The organism is Desulfogranum japonicum DSM 18378 (assembly GCF_000429945.1).
Lineage (GTDB): Bacteria > Desulfobacterota > Desulfobulbia > Desulfobulbales > Desulfobulbaceae > Desulfogranum > Desulfogranum japonicum.
On the sequence record NZ_AUCV01000029.1, the window covers coordinates 61,317 to 84,671 of the forward strand.

The 23,355-nt window shown below is 43.8% G+C and carries 18 protein-coding genes and 4 pseudogenes; 9 read left to right on the forward strand and 13 right to left on the reverse strand.

Features of this window, described 5'->3' with window-relative positions:
• Positions 1 to 38: 38 nt before the first annotated feature.
• Positions 39 to 362 carry a DUF5320 domain-containing protein gene (locus G493_RS0113865; protein ID WP_028580888.1) on the forward strand — a complete coding sequence of 108 codons (324 nt, stop codon included), beginning with the start codon at positions 39 to 41 and terminating at the stop codon, positions 360 to 362.
• A 351-nt stretch (positions 363 to 713) separates the two neighbouring features.
• Here G493_RS0113865 and G493_RS33025 read toward each other — a convergent pair.
• Together G493_RS33025 and G493_RS34340 are read right to left on the reverse strand one after the other, a co-directional pair.
• A pseudogene (locus G493_RS33025) lies at positions 714 to 911 on the reverse strand (helix-turn-helix domain-containing protein); the annotation flags it as partial.
• Between the two features lie 109 nt (positions 912 to 1,020).
• A pseudogene (locus G493_RS34340) lies at positions 1,021 to 2,502 on the reverse strand (hypothetical protein); the annotation flags it as partial.
• A gap of 276 nt (positions 2,503 to 2,778) precedes the next feature.
• Here G493_RS34340 and G493_RS29260 point away from each other — a divergent pair.
• The 3 genes from G493_RS29260 to G493_RS0113885 all read left to right on the forward strand — a co-directional run bounded on the left by G493_RS29260 (position 2,779) and on the right by G493_RS0113885 (position 5,122).
• Complete coding sequence (locus tag G493_RS29260) at positions 2,779 to 3,045, forward strand: HEAT repeat domain-containing protein (protein WP_153306527.1); 267 nt, start codon at positions 2,779 to 2,781, stop codon at positions 3,043 to 3,045.
• 45 nt (positions 3,046 to 3,090) lie between these two features.
• Positions 3,091 to 3,513, forward strand: a complete 423-nt coding sequence (locus G493_RS0113880; protein WP_028580890.1) for a hypothetical protein — start codon at positions 3,091 to 3,093, stop codon at positions 3,511 to 3,513.
• Between the two features lie 952 nt (positions 3,514 to 4,465).
• Positions 4,466 to 5,122 carry a DUF4279 domain-containing protein gene (locus G493_RS0113885; protein WP_028580891.1) on the forward strand — a complete coding sequence of 219 codons (657 nt, stop codon included), beginning with the start codon at positions 4,466 to 4,468 and terminating at the stop codon, positions 5,120 to 5,122.
• A gap of 545 nt (positions 5,123 to 5,667) precedes the next feature.
• Here the strand turns inward: G493_RS0113885 and G493_RS29265 are convergent.
• The 7 genes from G493_RS29265 to G493_RS0113920 all read right to left on the reverse strand — a co-directional run bounded on the left by G493_RS29265 (position 5,668) and on the right by G493_RS0113920 (position 12,650).
• On the reverse strand, positions 5,668 to 6,543 hold the full coding sequence (locus G493_RS29265) for a nucleotidyl transferase AbiEii/AbiGii toxin family protein (RefSeq protein ID WP_051309298.1): 876 nt from the start codon (positions 6,541 to 6,543) through the stop codon (positions 5,668 to 5,670).
• Entirely contained in the window at positions 6,506 to 7,555 is a 1,050-nt protein-coding gene (locus G493_RS0113895; RefSeq protein WP_035274498.1) for a type IV toxin-antitoxin system AbiEi family antitoxin, read from the reverse strand. The genes G493_RS29265 and G493_RS0113895 overlap by 38 nt, the downstream gene beginning before the upstream one ends.
• A 329-nt stretch (positions 7,556 to 7,884) precedes the next feature.
• Positions 7,885 to 8,955, reverse strand: a complete 1,071-nt coding sequence (locus G493_RS29270) for an ABC transporter ATP-binding protein (RefSeq protein ID WP_051309299.1) — start codon at positions 8,953 to 8,955, stop codon at positions 7,885 to 7,887.
• Positions 8,943 to 10,637, reverse strand: coding sequence for an ABC transporter permease (locus G493_RS0113905; protein ID WP_028580893.1), 1,695 nt, complete (start codon positions 10,635 to 10,637; stop codon positions 8,943 to 8,945). Before G493_RS0113905 ends, G493_RS29270 begins: the two co-directional genes overlap by 13 nt.
• Positions 10,637 to 11,611 carry an ABC transporter substrate-binding protein gene (locus G493_RS0113910; protein ID WP_028580894.1) on the reverse strand — a complete coding sequence of 325 codons (975 nt, stop codon included), beginning with the start codon at positions 11,609 to 11,611 and terminating at the stop codon, positions 10,637 to 10,639. Before G493_RS0113910 ends, G493_RS0113905 begins: the two co-directional genes overlap by 1 nt.
• 167 nt (positions 11,612 to 11,778) lie before the next feature.
• Entirely contained in the window at positions 11,779 to 12,234 is a 456-nt protein-coding gene (locus G493_RS0113915; RefSeq protein WP_028580895.1) for a YaiI/YqxD family protein, read from the reverse strand.
• A 56-nt stretch (positions 12,235 to 12,290) separates the two neighbouring features.
• Entirely contained in the window at positions 12,291 to 12,650 is a 360-nt protein-coding gene (locus tag G493_RS0113920) for a cupin domain-containing protein (RefSeq protein ID WP_028580896.1), read from the reverse strand.
• Positions 12,651 to 12,889: 239 nt separating this feature from the next.
• On the opposite strand from G493_RS0113920, the gene G493_RS0113925 reads away from it, so the two are divergent.
• Entirely contained in the window at positions 12,890 to 13,390 is a 501-nt protein-coding gene (locus G493_RS0113925; protein WP_028580897.1) for an RDD family protein, read from the forward strand.
• Between the two features lie 303 nt (positions 13,391 to 13,693).
• On the opposite strand, the gene G493_RS32235 is transcribed toward G493_RS0113925, so the two are convergent.
• Complete coding sequence (locus G493_RS32235) at positions 13,694 to 14,626, reverse strand: 50S ribosomal protein L11 methyltransferase (protein WP_084813583.1); 933 nt, start codon at positions 14,624 to 14,626, stop codon at positions 13,694 to 13,696.
• Positions 14,627 to 15,399: 773 nt separating this feature from the next.
• On the opposite strand from G493_RS32235, the gene G493_RS0113935 reads away from it, so the two are divergent.
• From G493_RS0113935 to tyrS, 3 genes are all read left to right on the forward strand, one after another.
• Positions 15,400 to 15,951 carry a cysteine hydrolase family protein gene (locus G493_RS0113935; RefSeq protein WP_028580898.1) on the forward strand — a complete coding sequence of 184 codons (552 nt, stop codon included), beginning with the start codon at positions 15,400 to 15,402 and terminating at the stop codon, positions 15,949 to 15,951.
• A gap of 27 nt (positions 15,952 to 15,978) precedes the next feature.
• On the forward strand, positions 15,979 to 16,296 hold the full coding sequence (locus tag G493_RS0113940) for a hypothetical protein (RefSeq protein WP_028580899.1): 318 nt from the start codon (positions 15,979 to 15,981) through the stop codon (positions 16,294 to 16,296).
• Between the two features lie 357 nt (positions 16,297 to 16,653).
• On the forward strand, positions 16,654 to 17,946 hold the full coding sequence (gene tyrS / locus G493_RS0113950) for a tyrosine--tRNA ligase (protein WP_028580901.1): 1,293 nt from the start codon (positions 16,654 to 16,656) through the stop codon (positions 17,944 to 17,946).
• Between the two features lie 125 nt (positions 17,947 to 18,071).
• Here tyrS and G493_RS29280 read toward each other — a convergent pair whose 3' ends face one another.
• Positions 18,072 to 21,005 (reverse strand): Tn3 family transposase, encoded by a 2,934-nt coding sequence (locus G493_RS29280; protein WP_035274500.1) that lies wholly within the window; start codon positions 21,003 to 21,005, stop codon positions 18,072 to 18,074.
• Positions 21,006 to 21,358: 353 nt separating this feature from the next.
• Between G493_RS29280 and G493_RS0113960 the strand changes: the two genes are divergently transcribed.
• Entirely contained in the window at positions 21,359 to 21,973 is a 615-nt protein-coding gene (locus G493_RS0113960; protein WP_028580902.1) for a recombinase family protein, read from the forward strand.
• Between the two features lie 294 nt (positions 21,974 to 22,267).
• Here the strand turns inward: G493_RS0113960 and G493_RS29285 are convergent.
• Both G493_RS29285 and G493_RS33460 read right to left on the reverse strand, forming a co-directional pair.
• Positions 22,268 to 23,011, reverse strand: a pseudogene (locus G493_RS29285) (alpha/beta hydrolase); the annotation flags it as partial.
• A gap of 179 nt (positions 23,012 to 23,190) precedes the next feature.
• Positions 23,191 to 23,355: pseudogene (locus G493_RS33460) on the reverse strand (ISNCY family transposase); the annotation flags it as partial.

Below are 23,355 nucleotides of genomic sequence, written 5' to 3' on the forward strand. Positions count from 1 at the left end.
CTGTCATGAGATACAACTCATAGAAGTGAGGTGATAGTATGCCAGGATTTGATGGATCAGGACCTGTGGGACAGGGATCAATGACCGGAAGAGCAATGGGACGATGCAACCCTGCAGCCGCAGAGAGTAGTGCTGGTGCGTGGTCCGGTTATGGCCGTGGTATGGCTTGCCGCCGCGGAAGAGGAGGGCGTGGAGGTTTTGCCGGGCGTGGTATGGGCATGGGACAAGGGTGTTTCCAGGGTAATACCCAAGGATTTCAGGTGGATGAGAAAGAAAGCCTGAGAGCCCAGGCCAGTCAGTTGCAGGAATCGCTGCAGGCCATACAAAAACGGCTTGATGACCTTGAGCAATCGGATAAATAAGTATTGTCAGACCGTACATGGCAGGACGTATATATATATGCATATACGTCCTGTTTTAATTCAACCTTTATATTTTTACAGGCGTTGCTGGATGATTCTGGCATGTGTATGTGTAGCGGCTTGCAAACAGAGCAAATCTCGGCTCGAATTAAACGCCAATAAGAAGTAGAAACAGGATGTTTCTCTCCTATTGGCCAACTACAGGGGGATTCCTGCAGCCAACAATTCATTCTGTATCTCCTGAGTTGAGGTACGGAATCGATTCCTACAATATCACGCAACAGGAAAAAATTAACGGCTCGTATTGTATGAGTAATCAATAAGATAAGGGCGCATCTAAAAAACAAAAAATTAAAGTGTGATACACTCATGTTTTTGCAAATATTGATAAAGGGTTTGCCGACTAATCCCAAAATCACGAGCGATTTCTGCTTTTTTATCACCAGCCATAATCCGTGACTTCACGACATCTATGTCGGCGTCGGAAAGTGCTCTCTTTCGACCATGATATGCACCGCGTTGTTTGGCTAACGCAATTCCTTCCCTTTGGCAATTCCAACGGTTGATTTGATCTCATCTGGATGTTTCTTTCTTCGCTTTGCATTCGCTTGACCCATTGACTATACGCCCAGTTATAAAAATGAACCCAATCACCGTTAAGCTCAATACACCTCAGGTGAAGTAACGCTTCAGCTCGTTCAGGTTTCCAACGCATCCCAGAGCAATCCAACCGTTCGCCGATCACATTACGAACCGCTCCTTCCATCATCCCGCTTCCAATCGGCAAATCTTCCTCGATATATTTCTGGTAGTTCATCATTCCCACTCGAGTTTGCATGTAAGTAATAGCTTTAACGACGGTTTCTCTGACCGCTTTATCTCGATTGGCCTTGGGTGACAGGGTGCGTCTTACTTCCTTCAATAACTCAAGAAGATTTTCCACTTCGCCGTCGTATAGCTTGGCACGCAAGGTATCGACCAATTCCTCCCGGTTCTTTCGGTTCATTTTATCGTCGGGATAAAAGGCTCTGCCAAATTTCCAGAGATACTCTTCAACATGACGAATATCCAAACAAAATGTAGCATTCGGAAAGAGCTTTGCCAGGCCATCCCTGAGACAAGGTTCACCATCAACTACTATGTGAACATGTTTGTGTGTATCTGGTGAAAACCCCCGTTTTGTTGCTTGCCTGCGAGTCCATTCAAGCATTACTTTTCGGGAAGCAAAAGATCCCCAAACCTTTTTATTGATCGGGCCGTGCAAACGTCCGTCTGTGCCTCTTTTGAGGCTGTACATTACAGCCAGTGTGGCGCTTCGACCATTCTTACTGAAATCGTTTGCCTGACGACGAACACGTTTGGTCCGCTTACGACATGCCTTACCCCTGTGGCGACGACAGCAGGAAACTTTTGGTAGCTTTCGGCTCCTTTTTCGCTTTGCAAGTTCTGTGTCAGTCAGAGTAGCTATTGCCTTTCCATCAACTTCGATGACCAACACATCTCCTTCATCCTCCGCAAAATTAGCAGTCTCCATGTAACATGATGCCTCTTTGCCAATCCCCAGCACCATATCCTGGATACTTTCCTTGCCAGGTGACCAGCCATAAAAAGACCGCAGCAGAAGAACACACGTCCCGAAGCTTACGCGAGTCGCTAATTTTGTGGCCAACTTCATGACAAGCGGACTAAAGCCATCCTTGCTTAGACCAATAGCCGCGTCAAACGGGAAAAAACCGGCAGAATCGTTTTTATGGATAAAATATCGGCGCCAGTATCTGACTCTGCCAAAGATGGTATAAATTGTTCGACCGGCAGGTTGTTTTTGCGCATAATAACGTTCTCCTTCCTGCCAGTTTGAATAGCAAAAACGTTCATGACGCGAAACAAGGTACAGTTGGCAATAGAGTCCTCCGAGCAAGAAAATTTTATCCTGCAGTTTTTGCTCAAAGGAAAAAAACAGGCTATCTTTATCCCCGGATAGGCAAAATTCGAGAATGGATTCAAAGCATTCCCGGAGCTGCTTGTTGACGTCATCAATTGCCAGCGGTTGTTCAGCCTTTGGCTTGTGGGCTTGCCGGTTATGTTTTTTTCGTTGAGCCTTTTTGTGGTTCTGCAGCAAGGTAACTTGTCCAACCATCATGCTTCTCCTTTATATTGAATCGGTTAGCTATGGTTGAATACACTGCCTGAATAAAATGTCACCTTCTTTGTGTTTATATTCAAGAGGTTATGGAAATTTTTTCTGTTTATGACGCATGCGTTTCTGATACATGGTACAAATAGATTCAGGGTCACCATTCGGTTATAGTTAAAAAAAACGACATTTTGACTGGATCTGTCAAATTAGCAGGTTTACATATGTCGCAAATACAGCCAGATAGTGCGGGAAAATTTTAATATAGACCGGCTACACCCTATGCAAAGTACTGATAGAGAAGTTCGTCTTAGTGCTGCATATATTTTGGGGGATAGAGGCGGGGCTGCCGTTGGTCCACTTATTACTGCCTTGGATGACCCTGATAAGGGGGTGCAATATGCATCCATGTGGTCTCTTAAAAAGATTGGGAACGGTGAAGCTACTAAATCCTTAAAATCTATGATTCCAATGCTGAAAAAAGATATTCAAAATCCTGATACAGAGTTTCAAAAAACTGCAAAAGAGATCTTGCAGATGATTGAATAGATCCTGCTGCCTGCTAAAAGGATAGCATTTTAACAAGTTTTTTTAATGAATAAGCGCAGAATTATCAAAAAATATATACTCAGGATTTTTTTTCCTGCTATTTTTTGTGGTTTTGTTGGGATTATATCGATGTGCCAATACAAATATACAGGAACAGTGCAAATTAAAGGTCCCGTCTTGGCAGGAGAAGATGCTAAATTTTTAGCTTGGTCACTTTTTATTTTGGGGATTATAGTAGTAATTTACTGCGTAATATATTTATTAAAAATAGTTAATGACAAAAAATTACGAGAGAAGACGATAGAAAGAGCATGCGATTCAATATATTTTATTTGCCCCGAATGCGATGAAACCTTTTTCGGTCATGAAGTTAAAAATGACTTTAGATGTCCTCATTGCAATGTCGAAGTAGAGGAATTAGAGGGTTTCTATGAACGTCACCCTCATGTCCGCAATAACGCAAAATAATAGACTTGTCGTAGTAGAGAGAGTTAATATCTTTGGCTCCTTGTCATAATTGCTGGTCACATTATGCGTTAACATTACCACTTCTAATCTCAGGTATTTAGAAAGTCACCCGGACTTTAGATTCCTCCTATTTACAAAAAGAGGCAAATTGTTCAAGACTGATGATTCCACTTTTCTCATAAATTATAGGACTAAAAAAAATATATTCATTAACTAAATATGTTAAATATACTAAGATATATTCTTTACTTAATTGGAATTTTATTTTCATTATTAGGCGTAATGTTGTTGGTAATATCAGCAGTTGAAGGTTATTATTTATCTATTATTTTGCCATTAACTATTTCTAGTATTGGCATTATGTTCATATCAGCTGCATATGAATCAAGATCTGAATTAACAAAAGAAAAAATAAGAACGGTTTGTATTGTATTTTCGATATTATTATATTTCTTTATGATAAGAATCAATGAGTTTATGCATGAAAATTTCACACATATTATTGATTCAAATAATAATTGGAAATTATTATCAGATTTTTTTCCGGTAATATTTACTTGTCTAGTTTATAAATTGTTATTACATATTTTTTTGAAAAATAAATTAGATGAAAAAAATGGGTCTTTGTCATAGCTTCGATAAATAGAGATGGGTTGACTGGTTGAAAATTCAAAGTGAGTGAGTTTTTATTCCACATTCCTGATTATACTTACAATACGAATCTTTTGTTATCTGACTGCTTTCATGATAAATAGAGCAAGAAAGGAATGGTGGAGCTTTAACCTGTCATTCGCATTACCTTGGAGTGAGCTCTTGTAGACTGGAGTTAGACTAGCCATCTATAATCTTATGTATTCTTCAATTAATTCAAACTTTAGATTTCTCCTATATTCATTATATTCCAATATATACAACAGATGACTCGCCTTTTTAATGTCACAGCTTTCATAATATGAACATTGCAAAAATTAAAGAAATAGCCATCACAGAAATAATTACTCCTAAATTGAAAGTGACAGAACAATTCTTCGCTGTTCATGACATAGACGATAAAGACCCAATAAAATATATAGAGCGAGATGATGAGCAATATTTGGTATTCGTAGGGATTAAAAACGAACCGTTCTATTGGGTTGTGAAAATCGAAGAAAAAAACAACACGCCAATAGTAACTTGGGGCCATTGTAATCCATACTCGAGAATTTATTTCTCGATTACTAGTTCCAGTATCCCGCCTGAAACTATTACCCGAAAGCTGAAACTGGATCCTACAAGATCTGGTAAAAAAGGTGAAACTTGGCAGAGTCGTAAAGGGCCAGTTCCAGGTAGAATCTTTAAAGAAGATCTTTGGCAATATGAAGAAAATTTACCGGATGCGCTAGACTTTGAGGATAAGCTCAATTCAATGCTGGACTTGTTATCGCGAAAATCTCAGGAGTTGCTCGCAATTGGCCAAGGATCATATATGTCAATTAATGTCGCCCACTACGTACATGTTCAATACACATGGGGATGGCATTTGAATAACAAACAACTATCTCATTTGAATGGCTTGGGACTTGAGCTAGATGTTGATTTATATGCTTCTGGGAATTGGTTTGAATGTTAGGAGTGTCAGTTACTCTTGCACTCAGGGCAATCTCTACCCTCTGTCTTCAGAATATCTAGTATGCGGTGCAGGATGAAGGACTCAAGGCCTTCTAAGCTTAACCTTGCTAACTGCAATCTATGATTTTTGTTCAAGTGTGTATGATTAAGGTTACTCCTATTTATACGTAACAAAAATCAGGATTCGTTACGCATCCCCCCTATGCAGTTGAGCCTGATTTTGCAGCAGATTCTTATGATGGATCCCGAAAGCCTGAAGTTATGCACGCTACCCGCCCATTGGGCCTAATAAAAAGGCTCGTCACCTAATCGAAATGTCTTAGCGTGCTATTTTTTTCGTTTCGTGAGCAGACCCCTATCTCGTCGAAATAAGCCTGTGATTCAATAATACAGGGCAGCAGCAAAAAAAACGTATTCCTTGTCACTTAATGTGGTTCTGGCTACATTGAAAATCTCATACAATAATAGCATGATATGCGCAAGACAACTAAACATCTCTTTATATAGATCTGGACATTGTATTTGAAAGTAAATTTGACTTCACTCTCACACTGTCGACTGCTCCTCTTGGATTCCCTGCAATAGTTTTTTCAGAAGCTGTAAAGCGGACTCGAACTTGGTGCCTCGAATCATAGTGCCCTTGATCATGTCGGCAAGCATTCTGAAACCATGATTTTCATCAGTCTCACGATTCAAGATTTCATCTACCCTCTGAAACGTCTGCGAGTTGCTCAGCCGAGCGATGTCTCGGCCAAGAAGTCGAACTGAAGCGAGCAGGTTGTCAAATTCCTCCTCCGCAAGCATATCCGTATGAGTCTCATACAGTTCATCCTCAATTCCTGCCTTCCCATAATTTTCCAGAATAAAAAGAAGATCCTGAGCGTCACGCTCGCGATTTGGGTAGGCGTCATCCCAAGAAATAATTTTCAAAAGCGCCAATGCCGGTATTGACGGTACCGGAATCGCCACAAACGGTTCGCTACTGATAAGCACCTTTAATGCAGACTGATAAGCCTCCTCAAACCCGAGCATACTCATGATTACATCATGATCCGGCGGCCAGCTGATCAGTTTCATTTCATCGCTTATCTCTCCATAGGGTACGATATCGACAATCGACTCCCCTGCTATGCCGGTGAATCGATGTGGTAACCTTGTCGGCGCGAAAAGTCTGCGTTCGATCAAAACGCTTGTCAACCGCTGGAATTCCTCCCAACTCGCGACCTCAACACCAATATCAATGTCTTCAGTCAATCGTGGTGCGGGGATGCCATGAATGTGCTCGAAAATCAGGTCACGTGCAAAAGCTCCTATGGCTATGAAACTAACGCCGAATTCTTGAGCAACTTTCTGGATACTCCTGAGAACGGCAACCCTTTCGGGTTCAATGCTGCCCGAAATATCTATCGAGATATCGCTCATAGAGTATCCGTGCGGTTTCCATGGTTCGTTGCTCACCTAATGCGAGAAGGTCAGAGTAGACAAGGATCGGATGTACGGTGTCACCTTCCCCGAAACCGTTCTTTGGCGGCCAGAAACGCTGAAGTATTTCAACATAGCCTTGGGGGTCTTTTTTCAATCTGTTGGCGACGACCAGGTCGGTTAGGCGATTTTTATCCGTATACAAAGTAACTGTGCCCGGTTTCAGGTATCCGGTCAGTTTTGCTGCTGCAACTTCTCCTCCCCACTGCGCAATAGTGGGTTTCAACTCGGCATCCTTCCACCAGTCATCACTCCCCCGGAAACGTCCTAATAAGAGTTTCGGTTTGAGAGTGTCTGGATAAGCGGTGGTCCAACGTTCGAAAAGCGTCTTCTTCTCCAGGAGCCTTTTCCCTTTTTTTCCCGTGTCGAGGATGAAGGATTTCTGGATTAGCTCAGCCATTGTCCCGTTTACTGTTCCCAAGGAGACACCTGCCAAATCGGCAAGTTCTCTATACGGTCTAGCAGCGAATTCCGGCTGGCATAATAGGAGATAGATTATTTTCAAGCCAACTCCCTTGAAAGCACGAGTGGTTTGCGTGATAATTTCCTTCTGTTTCGGTTTATTCCCCTGCACAAAGATGAACAGTGGCGGGTGATTGATAAAAGCATTGCCTGCGGTATCGACGAATTGGATACCGTTTTCTTTCAACCTCACAGCTGCCTGTGGAGAGATATAATTTGTCGCCAATAAATACGGATATTTTGCGCGGTCTTTCAAAACCAGAGCTTTGAGTTCAGTCCCTTTTGTGAGTTGTTTTTTGACGTCAACACACCATCGGAGTTCCGTCTCACAAATATTCGCCTGAATAATATATTCGTATTGAGTGTCTCTGTGACTGTACGTCTGCTCCACGGAGTATTGTACATGAACTAATTCTGCCAAGGCTTCCATCGCTTGCCGGATAATAGCCATACAGTCGTCATGGTTATGTTCATTATTAAGCGTGTTCATTAATTTTGAACATACGAAAAAAATGAACAAAAGTCAAATCCTCCGCGCGGAGAATTTTATGGGCATTCGTCATAGTTGCAGATCGGAATAAGATTTAACCTTGCCATTATGAACCTCAAGTATTTCTCAGAGCACCGAAATTTAATATGTCTCCTATTTATACGTAACAAAAAAAGCAGAATTTGTTACGTATACCTCCTATATCTCGTCGTCCTGATCGCGTGGGACAGCTAGATTCTGCTGCCAGTTTTAGGACAGTCTTTTTGCTTCGTTCCTATAACCATTCTTATTGGCGTTTAATTCAAGCCCGGCTCCTTGCTTGCAAGCCGCTACATGTATGAAGCTTTCATGCTTTGTTGATCAAATGTGGTTGCAGTCGGGATACGCCAACCGTCATCGATACTGCACCGTACCCGTTCACCGGGAGTATGGCGGAGATTGCTGTAGGCACATAAGCCTTGCCCATCTTCCAGCACCATGTCCAGAAAGTATCTTTCTCCTCTGAATTGGCATCTGGCAATTTCAGCATGCACATGACCATCACCGAGAGTAACATTTTCCGGGCGGATGCAGAACTGGAGGGATTCAGTCGAACAATCTCTTCCCTGTCGAAAAGTGAAAGCACTACCGCTAATCCAGGCCATGCCTTGGCGAATTTCTTCTGCCTGCAGACAGACTCCTTCACCAATGAATTTTGCAACAGAAGTGTTCGCAGGTTCGCGATACAGTTGTTCCGGCGAGGCTGTCTGTTCCATTCGGCCATTTCCCATAACTGCAATTCTGTCAGCCAGAGCCATTGCCTCACCCTGATCATGGGTAACATACAGCATGGTCGCCTTTGTCTTTTTATGGAATCGACTGAAGTATTTTTCCATGGTTGCCCGCAGGTGACGGTCAAGGTTTGCCAGTGGTTCGTCAAGAAGGACAACGCTGGGAGTCATGACCAGGCATCTGGCCAGTGCCACCCGCTGGCGTTGTCCGCCACTCAAATCAGCTGGACTTCTCTGGGAAAATTCTGTCATTTCGACCGTTGCAAGCGCTTCCTGCACTTTTTCCCGGTAGTGTTTTCCCTTGATGTAACGGGTGCGCAATGGATACCCCACATTTTCCGCAACGCTGAGATGCGGCCACAGGGCGTATGACTGGAAAACCACAGCCATATTTCTCTGTTCCGGGGGGATAGTCTCTTCAGCTGTTGCCAGGCATCGGTCTCCGTAATGTATTTCACCGGCACTGGGCTGTTCGAAGCCGGCAATCAATCTCAGGGTCGTGGTCTTGCCGCATCCTGAAGGGCCGAGCAAGGCAATAAATTCACCTGGAGCAGCTTCCAGGTTGATGCTGTCAAGGGCGATGTGCTTTCCATATCGCTTGCTGAGATTCGTCAGTGTCAATCGCGCCATGGAATAACTCCTTTGGGTAGATCGGATGCTTTGCGGTCGAGCAGGAACATGAGGAGCATGATCAGGCAGATGATGAGCACGGACACGGCAGCCGCAAGCACGCTTTCGCCGCCGTCGTCGAGATTGAAAATAAGTATTCCGAGGGTTTCATGTTTGGCTGACCAGAGCAAAGCGGAAACCGTCAGTTCATTGCATGCGTGCAGAAAAACCAGGATAACCGATGCACCAGCAGCCGGTGAAACCATTGGCAGCAGGATCTCCCGCATTCGTCTGGAGAAACTTGCTCCGCAGCTGGCTGCCGCTTCCTCCATTGCCGGATCGAGTTGTGCAAAAGAAGCGCTTACCGGTTTCAGGCTGACTGCCATGAAACGAGCGAGGTAAGCAAAAAGGATAATGCCTAAGGTTCCGTAGAGACTAAGCTGCAGAATTGGAATCGGACGGGCAAACAAGAGAATGCAGGCGATGGAAAGAACCACTCCCGGTAAAGCAAAGGGCAGGTCGACCAACACAAGCAGCTTTTTGCACCAGAGCTGTTTTCGGTGTTGGCTGAAATAGGCCAGAGGAACGGTAATCAGTAACAACAGCAGGGCGCAGCTGGTAGCCAGGCTCAGGCTGTTGGTAAAAGCTCTGGCTGTCGCGTCCTGATGGAAGAGCACTTCCCGATATGCTGAAAAGCTGATGGTAGCAGGAGAGAGTTGTACCCCGAAGGCCGGAACCAGGGAGCTTGCCAGGAGCGCAGTAAGGGGAAGAACCAGAATTAACACGAGTATGGTCCAGAGAAGAATTTCCACGGGCAGACGCCAGCAGCCAAGCTGAAAACTCAGGGGCTGGCCGCTGATACCGTTCAGGCGAAAATCTCTGTTTTTGAGCAGCAGGTGTTGGGTGGTCACAGCCATTGCCGCTATACATCCTATCAGAAAGGCAAGTGTAGCTACGCTGCCCAAAACGTTGCTACCGAAATCGGTGAGTCGCTGGTAAATAAGGGTAGGGAGGCTATAGTAGGAGAAAGGAATACCGAGTATTGCCGGGATGCCGAAGTTTCCAAGGGATGAGACAAAGGCTATGCCGCCGCCGGCAATGAGGCCGGGTGTACTCAGGGGGAGAATATGGTGCCGCCAGACATGACCGGGATTTGCTCCTGAACAACGGGCAGCTTCCACGATTTCCCGTGGCAGATTTCTCAGGTACGCCCTAAGTGAGAGAAAGACCAGAGGGGCTTGTTGGATGCCAAGGAGCAGGATAATGCCCGATTCAGAGTAGAGAGGCTGTGGGCTCCCCAGTGGCGGGGCAAGATTGAAGGTGTTGAGCAGGACACTGGACGGGCCAAAAAGCTGGACCCAGCTCAGAGCTGTGACTTGCGGGGGAATCATCATCGGCAGCATGAGGCAGAAGACCAACAGGGATTTGCCGCGAATATCTGTCAGGGCTATGGCATAAGACCAGGCACCGCCGAGTATGATGGCCAGCAAAGTACTGCAAGAGGCGGTTATCAGGCTGTGTATTGCCGCTGTCCAGGTCGCGTTTCTGCTGAGGGTATCAATGAAGGATGATTGCATCCCCAGGGAAATATCAGTGCTGATTTCCACGGCAAGACGAAAGACCGGAAGTCCACAGAATAGCAGCACGGCACCCAGGACCACTCCTTTAAGGAGATAGTCCTGGCGTAATTTCAGATACAGCATTACTGGATTTTCCAGATTTCAGAGAATCGCTGTTTGTTTTTTTCAGTATCTGCCAGAGCTTTGGCAGGTGAAAAGGGCATAACGTTTATACTCTCTCTGGGAGGAAAACCTTCAGGAGCTTTCAGTCCGTTTCTGGCAGGAATGTAGCCTTGGGTTATAACCAGATTCTGGCCTTTCTCCGAGAGCAGGAAATCCACGAACGTTTCAGCTGCCGCTTTATGTTGCGCTCCAGCCATAATGGCCACCGGTTCTGTAACAACACTCACACCCTCTTCAGGAAAAACGAATTCCACCGGGGAGCCTTTGCTCTTTTCCCGTATAGCCAGAAAATCAACCACCATGCCATACGGTTTTTCTCCGGAGGCAACTGCTTTGAAGGTGCCCCCGTTACCACCTTTGGCCCGGGCCTGATTCTTGGCCAGGTTTTCATAGTAGTCCCAACCAATATCAGGATTGGCGGTCAGGGCTGCAAGATGAATAAGTGCAGCACCTGAGTAGAGGGGGCTTGGCATGGCCACCTGGTTTTTATATTCCGGCTTGGCCAGGTCTGTCCAGTGTTCCGGCTTTTGCGGGGCTCTGGTATTATAGACGATTCCGGTGGTGATAAGTTTGGTACTGTAATAATAGCCTGCAGCCTCATACAGTGATGATTCGTAATGTTTCGCTTCCGGACTCATATAGGCCGCCAGCAGCTTTTCCTGCTTCAGGCTTTCCAGAGTTACCATATCTGCTATCAACAGGACATCAGGCTGGGCCTGCCCGGCAGACAGTTCAGCCCTGAGCTTGGTCATGAGCTTGGTGGTACCATCCCGGAACCATTTCAGCTCGATATCAGGGTGCTGTTCCATGAAGGCTTCCACCGTCTGCTGAGCATCCTTGGCAGGTTGGCTGGTGTAAAGGAGCAATTCTTCTGCAGATGCCTGGGAAATACAGGCAAGACAGAGACAGGACAGGATAATTGACAGTTTTTTCATAATGCACTCAATCAGTATTTTTTAGCCACAGAGGTATGTAAAATGGTGAAAACTTACTGGTGCAATGTGATGATACTGTCAGGCTAAGATGAAAAAATGATTAATCTCCTTATTTCGTGGTTGAAAACGGCTGCCCCCCCCCCAGAGATATCTATTTTGCTCCGAAACTACGAGGAAAAGTCATTTTGCGTTAAAATTTTGTCAAGGGAGTTTGCAAATGATTGCCGGTCTCTTTTGGTCAGAGAAGCTGGTCCACCTGTTTCAATTCCACTTGACCGAAGAGTATCCAGAAAGTCTCTTGTGCTGAGCCGCTCACCAATATTTTCAGCAGTGTATATTTCTCCTCTTGGATTGAGACCAAAACCTCCCTTTTCTACCACTTTTGAAGCCAGAGGTATATCGCTCGTTATTACAAGATCTTTGGGCGCCATTTTTTCAACAATTCTATTGTCTGCCACATCCAGCCCTGATTGCACTTGAAGGAATTCAATATATGTACTTTTAGGGATTTTCATGTATCTGTTGGCAACAAGTATCAGCTGTGTTTTTGTGCGCTCGGCAGCTTTGTAGAGAATTTCTTTGATAACCACAGGACAGGCATCCGCATCTACCCATATCTTCATATTGTACGACACCTTCGACAACGCATTGAGGTTCTTTTATTTCTGGACAGGCACTGCTAAATTCGCTCGAGTATTTCCACCGTACGTTCATTTGTCTCGTTGCCGGTATTCAGAGCTGACTGTGGTTCAAACAGCATGACATGAACCTCTTCTTCTGCAACTGGCAGATGTTCAACGCCACGCGGAATTATAAAGAATTGCCCTTCTTCAAGGGTGATATCCTGGTGTTTAAGTTTAATTGTCAGTTTTCCTTTTATAATCATGAACATTTCATCTTCATTTTTATGTTGATGCCAGAGGAATTCTCCTTTGAGCTTGGCTAACTTGACATATTGTCCGTTAAGTTCTCCGACAATTTTCGGCTTCCAGTATTCGTTGAACAAGGATAGTTTTTCAGATACATCAACTTTTTGCATGGATTTCTCCTGAGTAGAGTTGCTTCATTTCTCTTGGGGAACCTGAAATGTGGACGCTTTTTTGGTTTCAACGCACTTTGTCTGGCTCGCGTGATACTATGTAAATGTTGAAAAAGACAATGTTTTGTACTATTCATTGTCGTGCCATTGGGGAGTGTTGTTACCCCGGAAAGATAAAAAACAACTGACTCCGCTGCTTTTGCAGCTGATCTTTACATTACCCGGAACAGAGGAAAGTCATGGAAGAAAATCCCTATATGCCTCCACATGCTAACTTGATCGACAAGGAAGAGAAAACTATTGAATTAGCCTCCCGAGGAAAGCGATTTCTCGCAGTTATAATTGATGGTCTTATCGGAATGGCAGCTGTTTTGCCCATAATGTACTTTACAGGATATTTCGAAGGTTTTCCTGATAATCAAAATATTACTTTCCAGCATACAGCGCTTCTGGCGCTTGTAGGTTTAGGCTTTTTTATCCTCATTCATGGCAAATGGCTTGTAACTTATGGTCAAACCGTAGGCAAAAGAGTTCTTGGAATTAAGATTACTGATCTGGAGGGGAATGTGCCAACCATAGGGAGGCATCTTGTTCCAAGATATGCATTTACTACACTCATAGTTTATATACCATTAATCGGGAATATCTTATCTCTCATTGACTCCCTTTCCATATTCAGGAGTAATCGTCGTTGTATTCATGACTACATAGGGAAAACAATGGTGATAAATCAGTCATAGTATCAAGTAATATCAGCTGTATGGCTGTGCTTGATTTTCTGAAAATGCCTTAGTCTAAGGGGCACGGAACAAATTTCTTATTTTACGCGACCCTAAAAAATAGCAATTCTCCGACAGACTCATGGGGTGGCGTTGAATTCGAGTGGGGCTCCACCTTTGCAGGTCGCTAGAAGTATTCTTCAATAAGGCCGATTCAGCAAGGCGTGCTCGAGTATGTTCTGAGCTGTTTGATCAAGAACGAACTCGAGTGTTCCATCGTTGGCGTCAGGTTCTGCAATGGTGAGGCCCGTTCACATGTCTGTGCTATTTTCCCTGATCAACACCAAGCTTTAAAGTTGATTGCTTCTTTTCCAAAAGAAGCGCCGCATACTCTCCTCCGACTCTTTCCTTCTTAAAGGAGAATCCTCTTTGGATGAAGTCCTGTTTTATTTCATCTAGTTGATTTCCTGTGGGAATACCGGATAGGACCAAGAACCCTCCTTCCGCAGTTAACCTTTGCAGGTCAGGTGCCAGCTCAATAATCACGTCATAAATCAGGTTGGCCACTACGAGCTCAAAAGAACCGTTAACTTCTGAAGCTGGAGTTGTCGACACTTGGATTTTGTCGGCAAAACCGTTTCTTGCAGCGTTTTGCTGCGTAACTGTCACAGCTGCTTCATCAATATCTATGGCTACCACGCTTCCTGCACCAAAAAGTAAACTCGTCATTGCCAAAATGCCGGTACCTGTTCCCACATCGAGAACAGTGGTCCCAGGCATATTCTTCAACTGCTCTCGCATCAGTTGCAGGCCAAAGTATGTCGTTACATGGAGCCCTGTTCCAAAAGCCATTCCTGGGTTGAGTACAAGCGCTTGTTCCCCGGATTGTAAGGTATACTTTTCCCAGCTTGGAACTATCATGAGACCTGGGACAATGGAAAAAGGTCTGAAATAACTCTTCCAGCGTTTAGTCCAGTCCTTTTCATTTATCTGTTCGATAATGTAAGAAGGAACAGGGAGAGAGTATGTGGATGCAACCTCAGATAGATATGTAGATATTTGGGCAGACAGTGCTTCTCTTTCTTGCAAATGCGTATTTGAGCCTTTGAAAAAGGCAAAAATTTTCCCACACCCAGGTTCATCTGGCGCTGCCATTTCCACCCCGGCTTCGATGGTTCCAACAAGGAAATCTGAAATGGAGTTCACCATTTCTTGTCTGCTCTCTATCGTTATCTTTTGCCACTGGTTTGCGTCCATAAGTTTTCTCACCTATTGTTTACAAAAGTTAAAATAACTCTGTTTGCTTCTGTCGTCTTGAGATCAGCTAAGTGTAGAAATTTCTCGTATGGCAAAGCAGGCTAATCGCGCTGCTATATGCTTATTTTTTTATAATAAAACAGTACTGTACACGGGATGAATCCGATACGCTGTAAAAAGTGGATGAAAAGATCGATAATGTAATAGCTGTTGAGGTGACTCAAAAGGTATCTTGCAGCCTGTAAACTCAAGAATCGTAAAATTCACCAATAGTTAAGGTTCATTATACCTGGTTAGGGTCGCGGACAATAATACAAATTTAAAAATTGCGTTGGATATCGGTTTGGTAACGTCGCCGCGTCAACGGTTCCATATTGGCCGTATTGAGTCATTGACGCGGCGAAGTTGCCGAGTTGAGAGACAAACAAGATGGGATAATGTATTTTTTCGTGGCCCTTGAGTACCGCCATAAAAGTGCTTCAGAAAGAATTGGTCGAATTCGCCCCTTGCTTTCGGTTGGTATTTGTGTTCCTGTCATCATACCCTTAAAGAGGGACTTGCATTTCATTAGATTGATTTTATTAGATTGTGCCTGTCCATAAATGGTCTTTTCGGAGTCTCGTTGCACGCATACCTAAACTTGAGGAAAAATCCTCATTTATGGACGGACATTGGTGAAGCGTAACTCCTTACGTGGTCTGTATCTTCTTGGTTTCACTCACTTCCGAACTGATTGGTCATCACTTCATGTTACAAAATTAAGGAACGAAAAAATGACACAAGGTCTGATACTCGTAGATGTTCAGAACGACTATTTTGCTGGCGGATCAATGGAATTATTTGCAATGGATAAAGCTGCTGCGAATTGTCATTCGTTACTCAAGCTGTTTCGTCAGAAGCACGCTCCTGTTTTTCATATTCAGCACCTGGCAACACGGGAAGGAGCAACTTTTTTTATCCCAAATACGTATGGATGCGAAATCCATGAAAGCGTCACTCCGAAGAAAGACGAACCTGTTGTGGTGAAACATTATCCGAGCTCATTCAGAGATACGGAGTTGAATGAAATATTGCGAACGGCAGGTGTGGATGAAATTGTTATTTGTGGCGCAATGACGCATATGTGTATTGATACGACCACGCGGGCAGCTTTTGATTTGGGCTTCCAGTGTCGGGTTGTTTTTGATGCATGCGCAACCCGGGATTTGGAATTCAACGGTCAGGTGGTGAAGGCAACGGATGTTCAGGCTGCTTTTATGGCTGCCTTGAGTTTTCCATTTGCTCAAGTGATATCCACCGAAGAGTATCTCAACGCTCAATGTTGATTATGTGTTTGATATAATAATGTATTTATGCATAATTTTATAGTGTCGATCAGTGTCGGAGCTGTTGCCGGAATTATTGATATAATCCCCATGATAATTCAAAAGCTCGATCGATTTTCGATTTGTTCAGCGTTTATCCATTGGATTATATTGGGAGTGGTCATTACGTATATTCAATTACCGATGAGCCCTTGGCTGAAAGGACTGGTGGTGGCAGAAATGTTAGCACTTCCTGTGGCTGTTTTGGTGATGAAGGATGATCCTAAAAGCATTATTCCTATATTCGTGATGTCTGCCATTCTTGGCGTTGCCGTTGGAGTGGCAACCTCCTGGTTCATATATTAGTGGGATGCTTTGACCACGAAGGGGAGGCATGATTGCATGCTCATGGTTTGATCATGCCTCCCCTTCGTGGTATCTGATGCTCTGGCAAGCTGTCCTGAAACATTCACCTGGACTGCACGAAATTCGGCACATACTGTTACTGGTGACAATACTTTTCAACATCCTGTAATTGTTGCTGACTGCAAATAAAAATTTCAGAATTGGCAGTAAGCATATTGGTCGCCAATGGGAAAAGATGGTCAGGACAAATTTTCGCTTGCATGGTATAAGGGTATTTCACTTCTGAGAATAAGGCCTTTTTATCAAGGGAAGCTTTCAAAGTGAATCCCATAAAAAACACAATAAAAATAGTGGCATATGAACTTTGTAAAAGAATTGACATGGCGCGGCATGATCCATGATATCATGCCCGGGACGGAGGAACAGCTTCAAAAAGAAATGACCTCGGCGTATATCGGCATAGATCCGACTGCCGATTCACTCCATATCGGGCATCTGGTAAGTGTAATGATGCTCAAACATTTGCAGATTTCAGGTCATAAACCCATTGCTCTTGTCGGTGGAGCAACCGGAATGATCGGTGATCCTTCCGGCAAATCGGTAGAACGTAACCTGCTTGATGAAGAAACCTTACGTCATAACCAGGAATGCATAAAAAAACAGTTGTCCAGGTTTCTTGATTTTGAATCCGACCGGGCCAATGCTGCCGAAATGGTCAATAACTATGACTGGATGAAAGAGTACAGCTTTCTGGAGTTTATCCGTGATATCGGTAAACATATCACTGTGAATTACATGATGGCCAAGGATAGTGTGAAAAAACGTCTGGGCGAGGATGCCAAGATGGGCATGTCTTTCACTGAATTTTCCTACCAGTTGGTTCAGGGGACTGATTTTCTGCATTTGTATCGTGAGAAAAATTGTAGATTGCAGATGGGCGGGTCCGATCAGTGGGGAAATATCGTCACAGGGACAGAACTGATCCGTCGCAAGGAAGGTGGTGAGGCTTTTGCCCTTACTTGTCCACTTATCACCAAGGCTGACGGAGGTAAATTCGGTAAAACTGAAAGTGGCAATATCTGGCTTGATCCGAAACTGACTACGCCCTACACCTTTTACCAGTTCTGGCTCAATGTCTCTGATGCCGATGCTGAGAAATATATCAAGATTTTCACGCTCCTTGGCAAAGAGGAAATAGATGCTTTGATCAAAGAGCAGGAAGAAGCCCCCCATCTCCGTCCGTTACAGAAGCGTTTGGCTAAAGAAGTCACCTGTATGGTCCACGGCGAAGAGGAGTACGATAAGGCAGTGGAAGCTTCGCAGATTCTCTTTGGCAATGCAACGACAGAAAGTCTGGCCAAGTTGGATAAAGAGACCTTTCTTGCAGTGTTTGAAGGTGTACCGACTTTTGATATTGATCGAACAAAGATTGATAACGGAGTGCAGATTATCGAGTTGCTAGCCGCAGAAACAGATGCCTTTCCTTCAAAAGCAGAAGCCCGCCGAACCATAAAAGGCAACGGACTCAGTCTGAACAAGGCAAAAGTTACTGATCAGGAGTACTTGGTTACTGCTGCTGATTTGATCAACGAAAAATATATTCTTGTTCAGAAAGGGAAGAAGAACTACTACATTATAGAAGCTGTGTAGGCTGGTTATTTGGGGTAGCGGGGGCATTTGAACAGAAACTTACGGTTTCACCCTCGCTGGCCTATCTCAAACCGTAAATTTCTGTTCAAAAATCACCTTCAGAAAAATTGTCCCTCCATCACGATTCAACTTTTCCCCTTTCCGTCGATAAAATAAGTCCCATTTGGAAGTACATGCTTGTAAGGCAGCAGAGAGATGTGAGAAAGCGATTCATCGTCCACGCTTTCACCTTGTTTTCTGAGCTCATCGACAATGTTGCTAATCCTTGATGTGTTCCAATATAAAATAGCATTGGACACCAGGCTGAGCGCACTTGCCTTATTCATGATCTCAAGGTAATCGCCAGTGGTAAATTCACCCTGATTGGCAAAGAAAATCCAGCGGGGCAGATTATGCCTGTATTCACCTTTATTGAGCTGAAGTTGAACTGTACGCCGTAAATCTTTATCCGTTATGTATCGAAGGATATATTCAGTTTTAATTATTCGACCCAGATTGGTAAAGGCCTTTGCGAGTCGGTCAGAGGGGAAGCTGTTGGTCAATCTTTCAACGATAACATGGGCCGGGGCAGTTCGCTCCTTGATTGACTTTGCCACAAGAATCATCTCGTCCCATTGTTCTTCGATGATGTTCAAATCTACTGTTTTGTTAAGCAGAGGTGTGAATACGCCATAGTTGACGTTACGCTCGACTCTATAAAGTTGCTGATCTTTCAAGTCACGAATGCGTGGCATGAAGTAGTAGCCTAGCAAATAACACAAGGCAAATATGATTTCAGTATACCCATGGGTGTCGGTTGTATGTTCACGTATTTTCAAGATTGTGTTGTTTTCCAAAAGACCGTCAAGAACATATAAAGCTTCTCTCGGATTACAGGAAATTGCTTTGGTGCTGTACACCGAATACTGATCGGACACGTGAGTATAAATGCCGATTGCCTTTTCATAGTAGCCATAATATCGAGGGTAATAGGCAGCTAAAAGACTATCTGCACGGATTCGAAAGCGCTGCGCGTCCGAAGAGGATACCTGACCGGTACCGTGTATCTCACTGAACGGCAGTTGATGATGTTGGTTTACTATCTCGGCACTCGCGGCGGTGATGGTCTCCTCTCGTACGTAAAATTGTAAAACATGGCGCAACATATCTACAGTCACATCGTCAACACTGGCACTCATGGCTACTACGCCCAGGTTGGTAGCCTGAGAAATCAAAGCTGATATAAGTGTTCTGTAAAAGTTCTTCGGCCTGGAGTGGTGCTTTTGTACTGGGATAAAATGGCGACTGAAATTAGTTTGTTTATCCACCTCTATTAATAACTGTTCAATACGGATTGATGGCATACTGGCATCTATGACCTTCTGTAAGATCTTCACAGTTTTGGGAATTTCAGCCTTATCATCACGCTTGAGTTTAAGATTTCCAGCATTAATTTTCGCAAAATTATCAGAACCAAATCGTTTTTCCGCCTCTCCAACAGCTTGATGAAATTGTAAAATTAATTGGGCTTTTACCTGGTCGTTGAATGGCTGCTGCAAGTCCTCGTAAGCTTCTTGGCGGGTATCCTGCCATCGATGACGATTGAGCATCAAATCCCAGAACGAAACGTGCTGTTTACTTTTCGGTAAGAATAGATCCCCAGAACGCAGCGCTTCTTTTATTGCAATGGCTAAGCCAAGCTCCCAGGCATTTCGTTGGACTTTACCGCCTTTGTTTTTCAGGCAGCGCCGTAGTTCATTGGGAATGAATTTAGTTGGCACTTCCTCCGGCAGGCTTGATAAATTGCCGGAATCAAGTTGTCGTATGATTTGAATTGCTTCAAGAAGTGACTCCATCCCTGATTTTGCCTGGAATGGTAGGCGTAGAAATTCTGGAAAATACTTTCTTAAACTTGGGTAACGGACTAATAAAAGATCCCCGTACCCGCGCTCAGCGAGCCGTTTAAAAGCGTGTAGGTCATCCACGGATTCCACTATTTTCGCCTCTCCAACATGTTCAATTAAATCCGCTTTGCTCAGTAATTTCCCATCCGGCCAGTCAAGGATCAAATGGGTAACGTCAAGCACGGTATCAATAGCTTTCTTCTGACGTTTCCGAATTTCCCGATGTTTTTTTTCATGGGTCTGTTTAGCCTTGCGCAACATATCCATAATGTACTGGTCGTGCATTTTTACTAGATGATCAAGCAACACCTTTCGTGTTTCAATCAGGAAACATAGCATTAATGAGTAGCGTTTATTTTCTTTGAATCGCTTTATGTCCTTGGCACTGTAACGACTTGCCAGACGGTACAAATAGTCCATGAATGATGGGGTAACAATTTGGGATTCAATAGTATCTATCCCGGTATCATTCAGAGATTTGTAACGTGTAAGAAAGTTTTGAATTGAGGAGATTGTGGCTGAAGGAGGATATTCTTTCAGCAGGAAAAATAGTGATCTTTGGTCACCAGGGGCTGATGTTAGTAACTCGTCAATTGCCTGTCGAATTTCTTTTGAAAGTTGCTGGTATAATGCCTCGAATAGTTTTTCATGTACATCTGAACAAACATTGATAATCAAACGTTCTGTAACACTTGGGCCGGGTAAAATTACTTTCGCGTTGAGCAAATATTGCTCTGCTTGGAGAAAAAGATCATCCGGCAAGTAGCCTTGTTCCGCTTTTGGCAACAGCCAGTTTCTCAGGTTTTCCTGTGCTGCTTCATCATATTTTGAAAAACCAAGGTATGTTAGAATATTTTGACGTTGCTTGGAAAAAGTAGCATCCCGATCAGGAACTTTGATAGTCAGTGATGGTGGGAGTTCGAGTTGCCTATTGAGATAGCTCACTATCCTTGGTGAAAGATCGTCCACTTTAACAAGAAAACGGCCATACAGGCGAACGGCACAGAGCTGGATTGCAATAAAAAGACGGAAATTGATTCGATATCGATGCACCTCATGCCTATCCTCTTCTGAGATCGTCCAATCCCTGATCATTTCTTCATCAGAAAAGTCCTGTGGCAAAGTAACCGGTTGATACCGCTGTCGCTGTGTCAGGAATTTCTCATTTGCATTCATAATCTTTTGAGTTGTAGTGATTTGGCGTTCTAATATTTCCTATTCATCTATTGAGGCCGGTTCTTATTGGTGCGTTGGTTATCTATTCCGTAACCTGATCCACCCATTTCTTAGCTTGGCATATCGGCTGATCATTTTTTTGCAACAGAGCCATCTATAAAGTCTACCGCAAGTACCGTTACCCTTATGAAAAGTGTAAGAGTGACATTCCCCTAGAGTTTCTGTCATATTATTAAAATTGGACATCCTTTACATGTCATACATTAAGTGATAGGTTACGTGACACAATTCAATAGTAAAACGCTTTAAAAGTAAACTGTCACATAATCGTTCGTATAAATGACAGGAGCATTATGCTTATAGGTTACATGCGCGTATCCAAAACGGATGGCTCTCAATCAACTTCTTTACAACATGACGCATTGATTGATGCCGGAGTTACTCAAGAGCAAATTTACGAAGACAAAGCTTCAGGAAAACATGATGACCGACCAGGTCTGGCAGCTTGTTTAAAGGCTTTACGGGAAGGCGATACATTAATTGTTTGGAAACTTGATAGGCTTGGCCGTAATTTACATCATCTTGTCAATACGGTACATGATCTCACAGGTCGTGGCATTGGCCTTAAAGTTTTAACAGGCCATGGTGCTTCCATTGATACCACTTCAGCTAGCGGGAAATTGGTTTTCGGTATTTTTGCTGCATTGGCTGAGTTTGAGAGAGAACTGATTTCCGAGCGTACTCGAGCAGGGCTTGCTTCAGCACGAGCGCGAGGAAGGAAGGGAGGGCGTCCATTTAAAATGACTCCTGCAAAAGTACGTCTTGTGATGGCTGCAATGGGACATAAGGAGACAAACGTAAGCTCTTTGTGCAAAGAACTTGGAGTAACAAGGCAAACCCTTTATCGGCATGTATCACCAAAAGGAGAACTACGACCAGATGGTGAAAAATTGCTTGGGAAAAGTTAATCATGATGTGGAAGACGGCCCTACGCCTAACACACATGGGCTGAACAATTAACACAAAGATCTCTTGTTGAGCACAAATATAAATGGAGCAACTTCTAACAGTGGGAGCGTAAAGAGTCTTTGGAAACCTCTTCTTTAAAGTTGCTCCATCTAAACTCAATATTGGATAGGTTGACGAGTCTGCCATACCTAGAAAACCTTTATATCGTATCACTGGTAATAAAACGATATTACCAGTGATAGCTTTAACTCCTATTTATTCTGTCCAAGAGAGCAAACCAGACGTGCTCGTTGTTATGAATCAAGATTCTTACCAAAGAACTGCTCGAGTTTACTCATAGCCTCATTCACATATTCCGGCTTCCAATAAGTCTGGATGTGGGTTGCACCGTCAATCAAAAACAACTGTTTATCTTTAGCATTGGTAGCAAGATTGTATGCTTTTTCTGTCATGTACAACGAGTCGGCTTTGCTTCCTGCTATCATCAAAAATGGCTGGTTAATCAGGTCCATGTTACTTGCAGCATCAAAGCTCATCAGGTCAAGCAGACTGCTCATGGTGTACCTGAATGTAGAATTCGGATGTGCATGTGTCTTTCCGTAATACATGAACCCCTCTCGATAGAGTTCAAAGGGCAGTTTGGCTATCTGTTCATCTGTGAGTTTTGCATCTGCGGCATAGATGATTTCACTACCTGCAGCCTCCTGCCCTCTCGCATCAGAAGCCGCTTTTAACCTTTCTTGTATAGTTGATATCTGAGAATCCATATATCCGTTGCGTCGTACTAATCCGGAGTCGAACATACTCAACGTAGCAACGGCTATAAATCGTTTGTCGGTTTGGGCTGCTTTCAATGAATACCCGCCACCACCGCAGATACCGAGCAAACCTACTCTGTCCGCATCAACTCCTGTATATTGTGTAATATAGTCTGCCATTCCATGAATGTCTTCAATCCGATTAGCAGGTTTGTCAATGTTTCGAGGCGTACCGCCACTGGCTCCCTGATAGGCGGCATCGGCTGCAATTGTTATATAGTGACAGAACGAAAACCCCTTTTCAGCTCATTTAATTTCGGGAATTATTCCCACATGATATTGTTCCAACACTCTGATGGTCTCCGCAATGTTTGCTGGGGTTTAAATTAACCGTAATCAGCAAATTTTAGACGGATCTCTCCCGCTGCCATGAAGTAATCTTGCAAAAAATACAACAGTTATGCAGCTCTCTTGACCTTCTCCTGTCTTTTAATCAACGCCAGCTGTTTCTCTCGAACCCTTACTCCAAGCTGCTGGATATTTCGTGCCAGTACTGCCAGGGCAACATACCGTTTGAAGCCATTGAGCCCATGATCCGGGCATCGGTCAAGACCGTGAACTTC

Excerpts from the sequence above, each read along its gene's own strand:
- G493_RS0113865 (WP_028580888.1), top strand. The coding sequence starts at position 39 with ATGCCAGGATTTGATGGATCAGGACCTGTGGGACAGGGATCAATGACC.
- G493_RS29260 (WP_153306527.1), top strand. The coding sequence starts at position 2,779 with ATGCAAAGTACTGATAGAGAAGTTCGTCTTAGTGCTGCATATATTTTG.
- G493_RS0113880 (WP_028580890.1), top strand. The coding sequence starts at position 3,091 with ATGAATAAGCGCAGAATTATCAAAAAATATATACTCAGGATTTTTTTT.
- G493_RS0113885 (WP_028580891.1), top strand. The coding sequence starts at position 4,466 with ATGAACATTGCAAAAATTAAAGAAATAGCCATCACAGAAATAATTACT.
- G493_RS29265 (WP_051309298.1), bottom strand. The coding sequence starts at position 6,543 with ATGAGCGATATCTCGATAGATATTTCGGGCAGCATTGAACCCGAAAGG.
- G493_RS0113895 (WP_035274498.1), bottom strand. The coding sequence starts at position 7,555 with ATGAACACGCTTAATAATGAACATAACCATGACGACTGTATGGCTATT.
- G493_RS29270 (WP_051309299.1), bottom strand. The coding sequence starts at position 8,955 with ATGGCGCGATTGACACTGACGAATCTCAGCAAGCGATATGGAAAGCAC.
- G493_RS0113905 (WP_028580893.1), bottom strand. The coding sequence starts at position 10,637 with ATGCTGTATCTGAAATTACGCCAGGACTATCTCCTTAAAGGAGTGGTC.
- G493_RS0113910 (WP_028580894.1), bottom strand. The coding sequence starts at position 11,611 with ATGAAAAAACTGTCAATTATCCTGTCCTGTCTCTGTCTTGCCTGTATT.
- G493_RS0113915 (WP_028580895.1), bottom strand. The coding sequence starts at position 12,234 with ATGAAGATATGGGTAGATGCGGATGCCTGTCCTGTGGTTATCAAAGAA.
- G493_RS0113920 (WP_028580896.1), bottom strand. The coding sequence starts at position 12,650 with ATGCAAAAAGTTGATGTATCTGAAAAACTATCCTTGTTCAACGAATAC.
- G493_RS0113925 (WP_028580897.1), top strand. The coding sequence starts at position 12,890 with ATGGAAGAAAATCCCTATATGCCTCCACATGCTAACTTGATCGACAAG.
- G493_RS32235 (WP_084813583.1), bottom strand. The coding sequence starts at position 14,626 with ATGGACGCAAACCAGTGGCAAAAGATAACGATAGAGAGCAGACAAGAA.
- G493_RS0113935 (WP_028580898.1), top strand. The coding sequence starts at position 15,400 with ATGACACAAGGTCTGATACTCGTAGATGTTCAGAACGACTATTTTGCT.
- G493_RS0113940 (WP_028580899.1), top strand. The coding sequence starts at position 15,979 with ATGCATAATTTTATAGTGTCGATCAGTGTCGGAGCTGTTGCCGGAATT.
- tyrS (WP_028580901.1), top strand. The coding sequence starts at position 16,654 with ATGAACTTTGTAAAAGAATTGACATGGCGCGGCATGATCCATGATATC.
- G493_RS29280 (WP_035274500.1), bottom strand. The coding sequence starts at position 21,005 with ATGAATGCAAATGAGAAATTCCTGACACAGCGACAGCGGTATCAACCG.
- G493_RS0113960 (WP_028580902.1), top strand. The coding sequence starts at position 21,359 with ATGCTTATAGGTTACATGCGCGTATCCAAAACGGATGGCTCTCAATCA.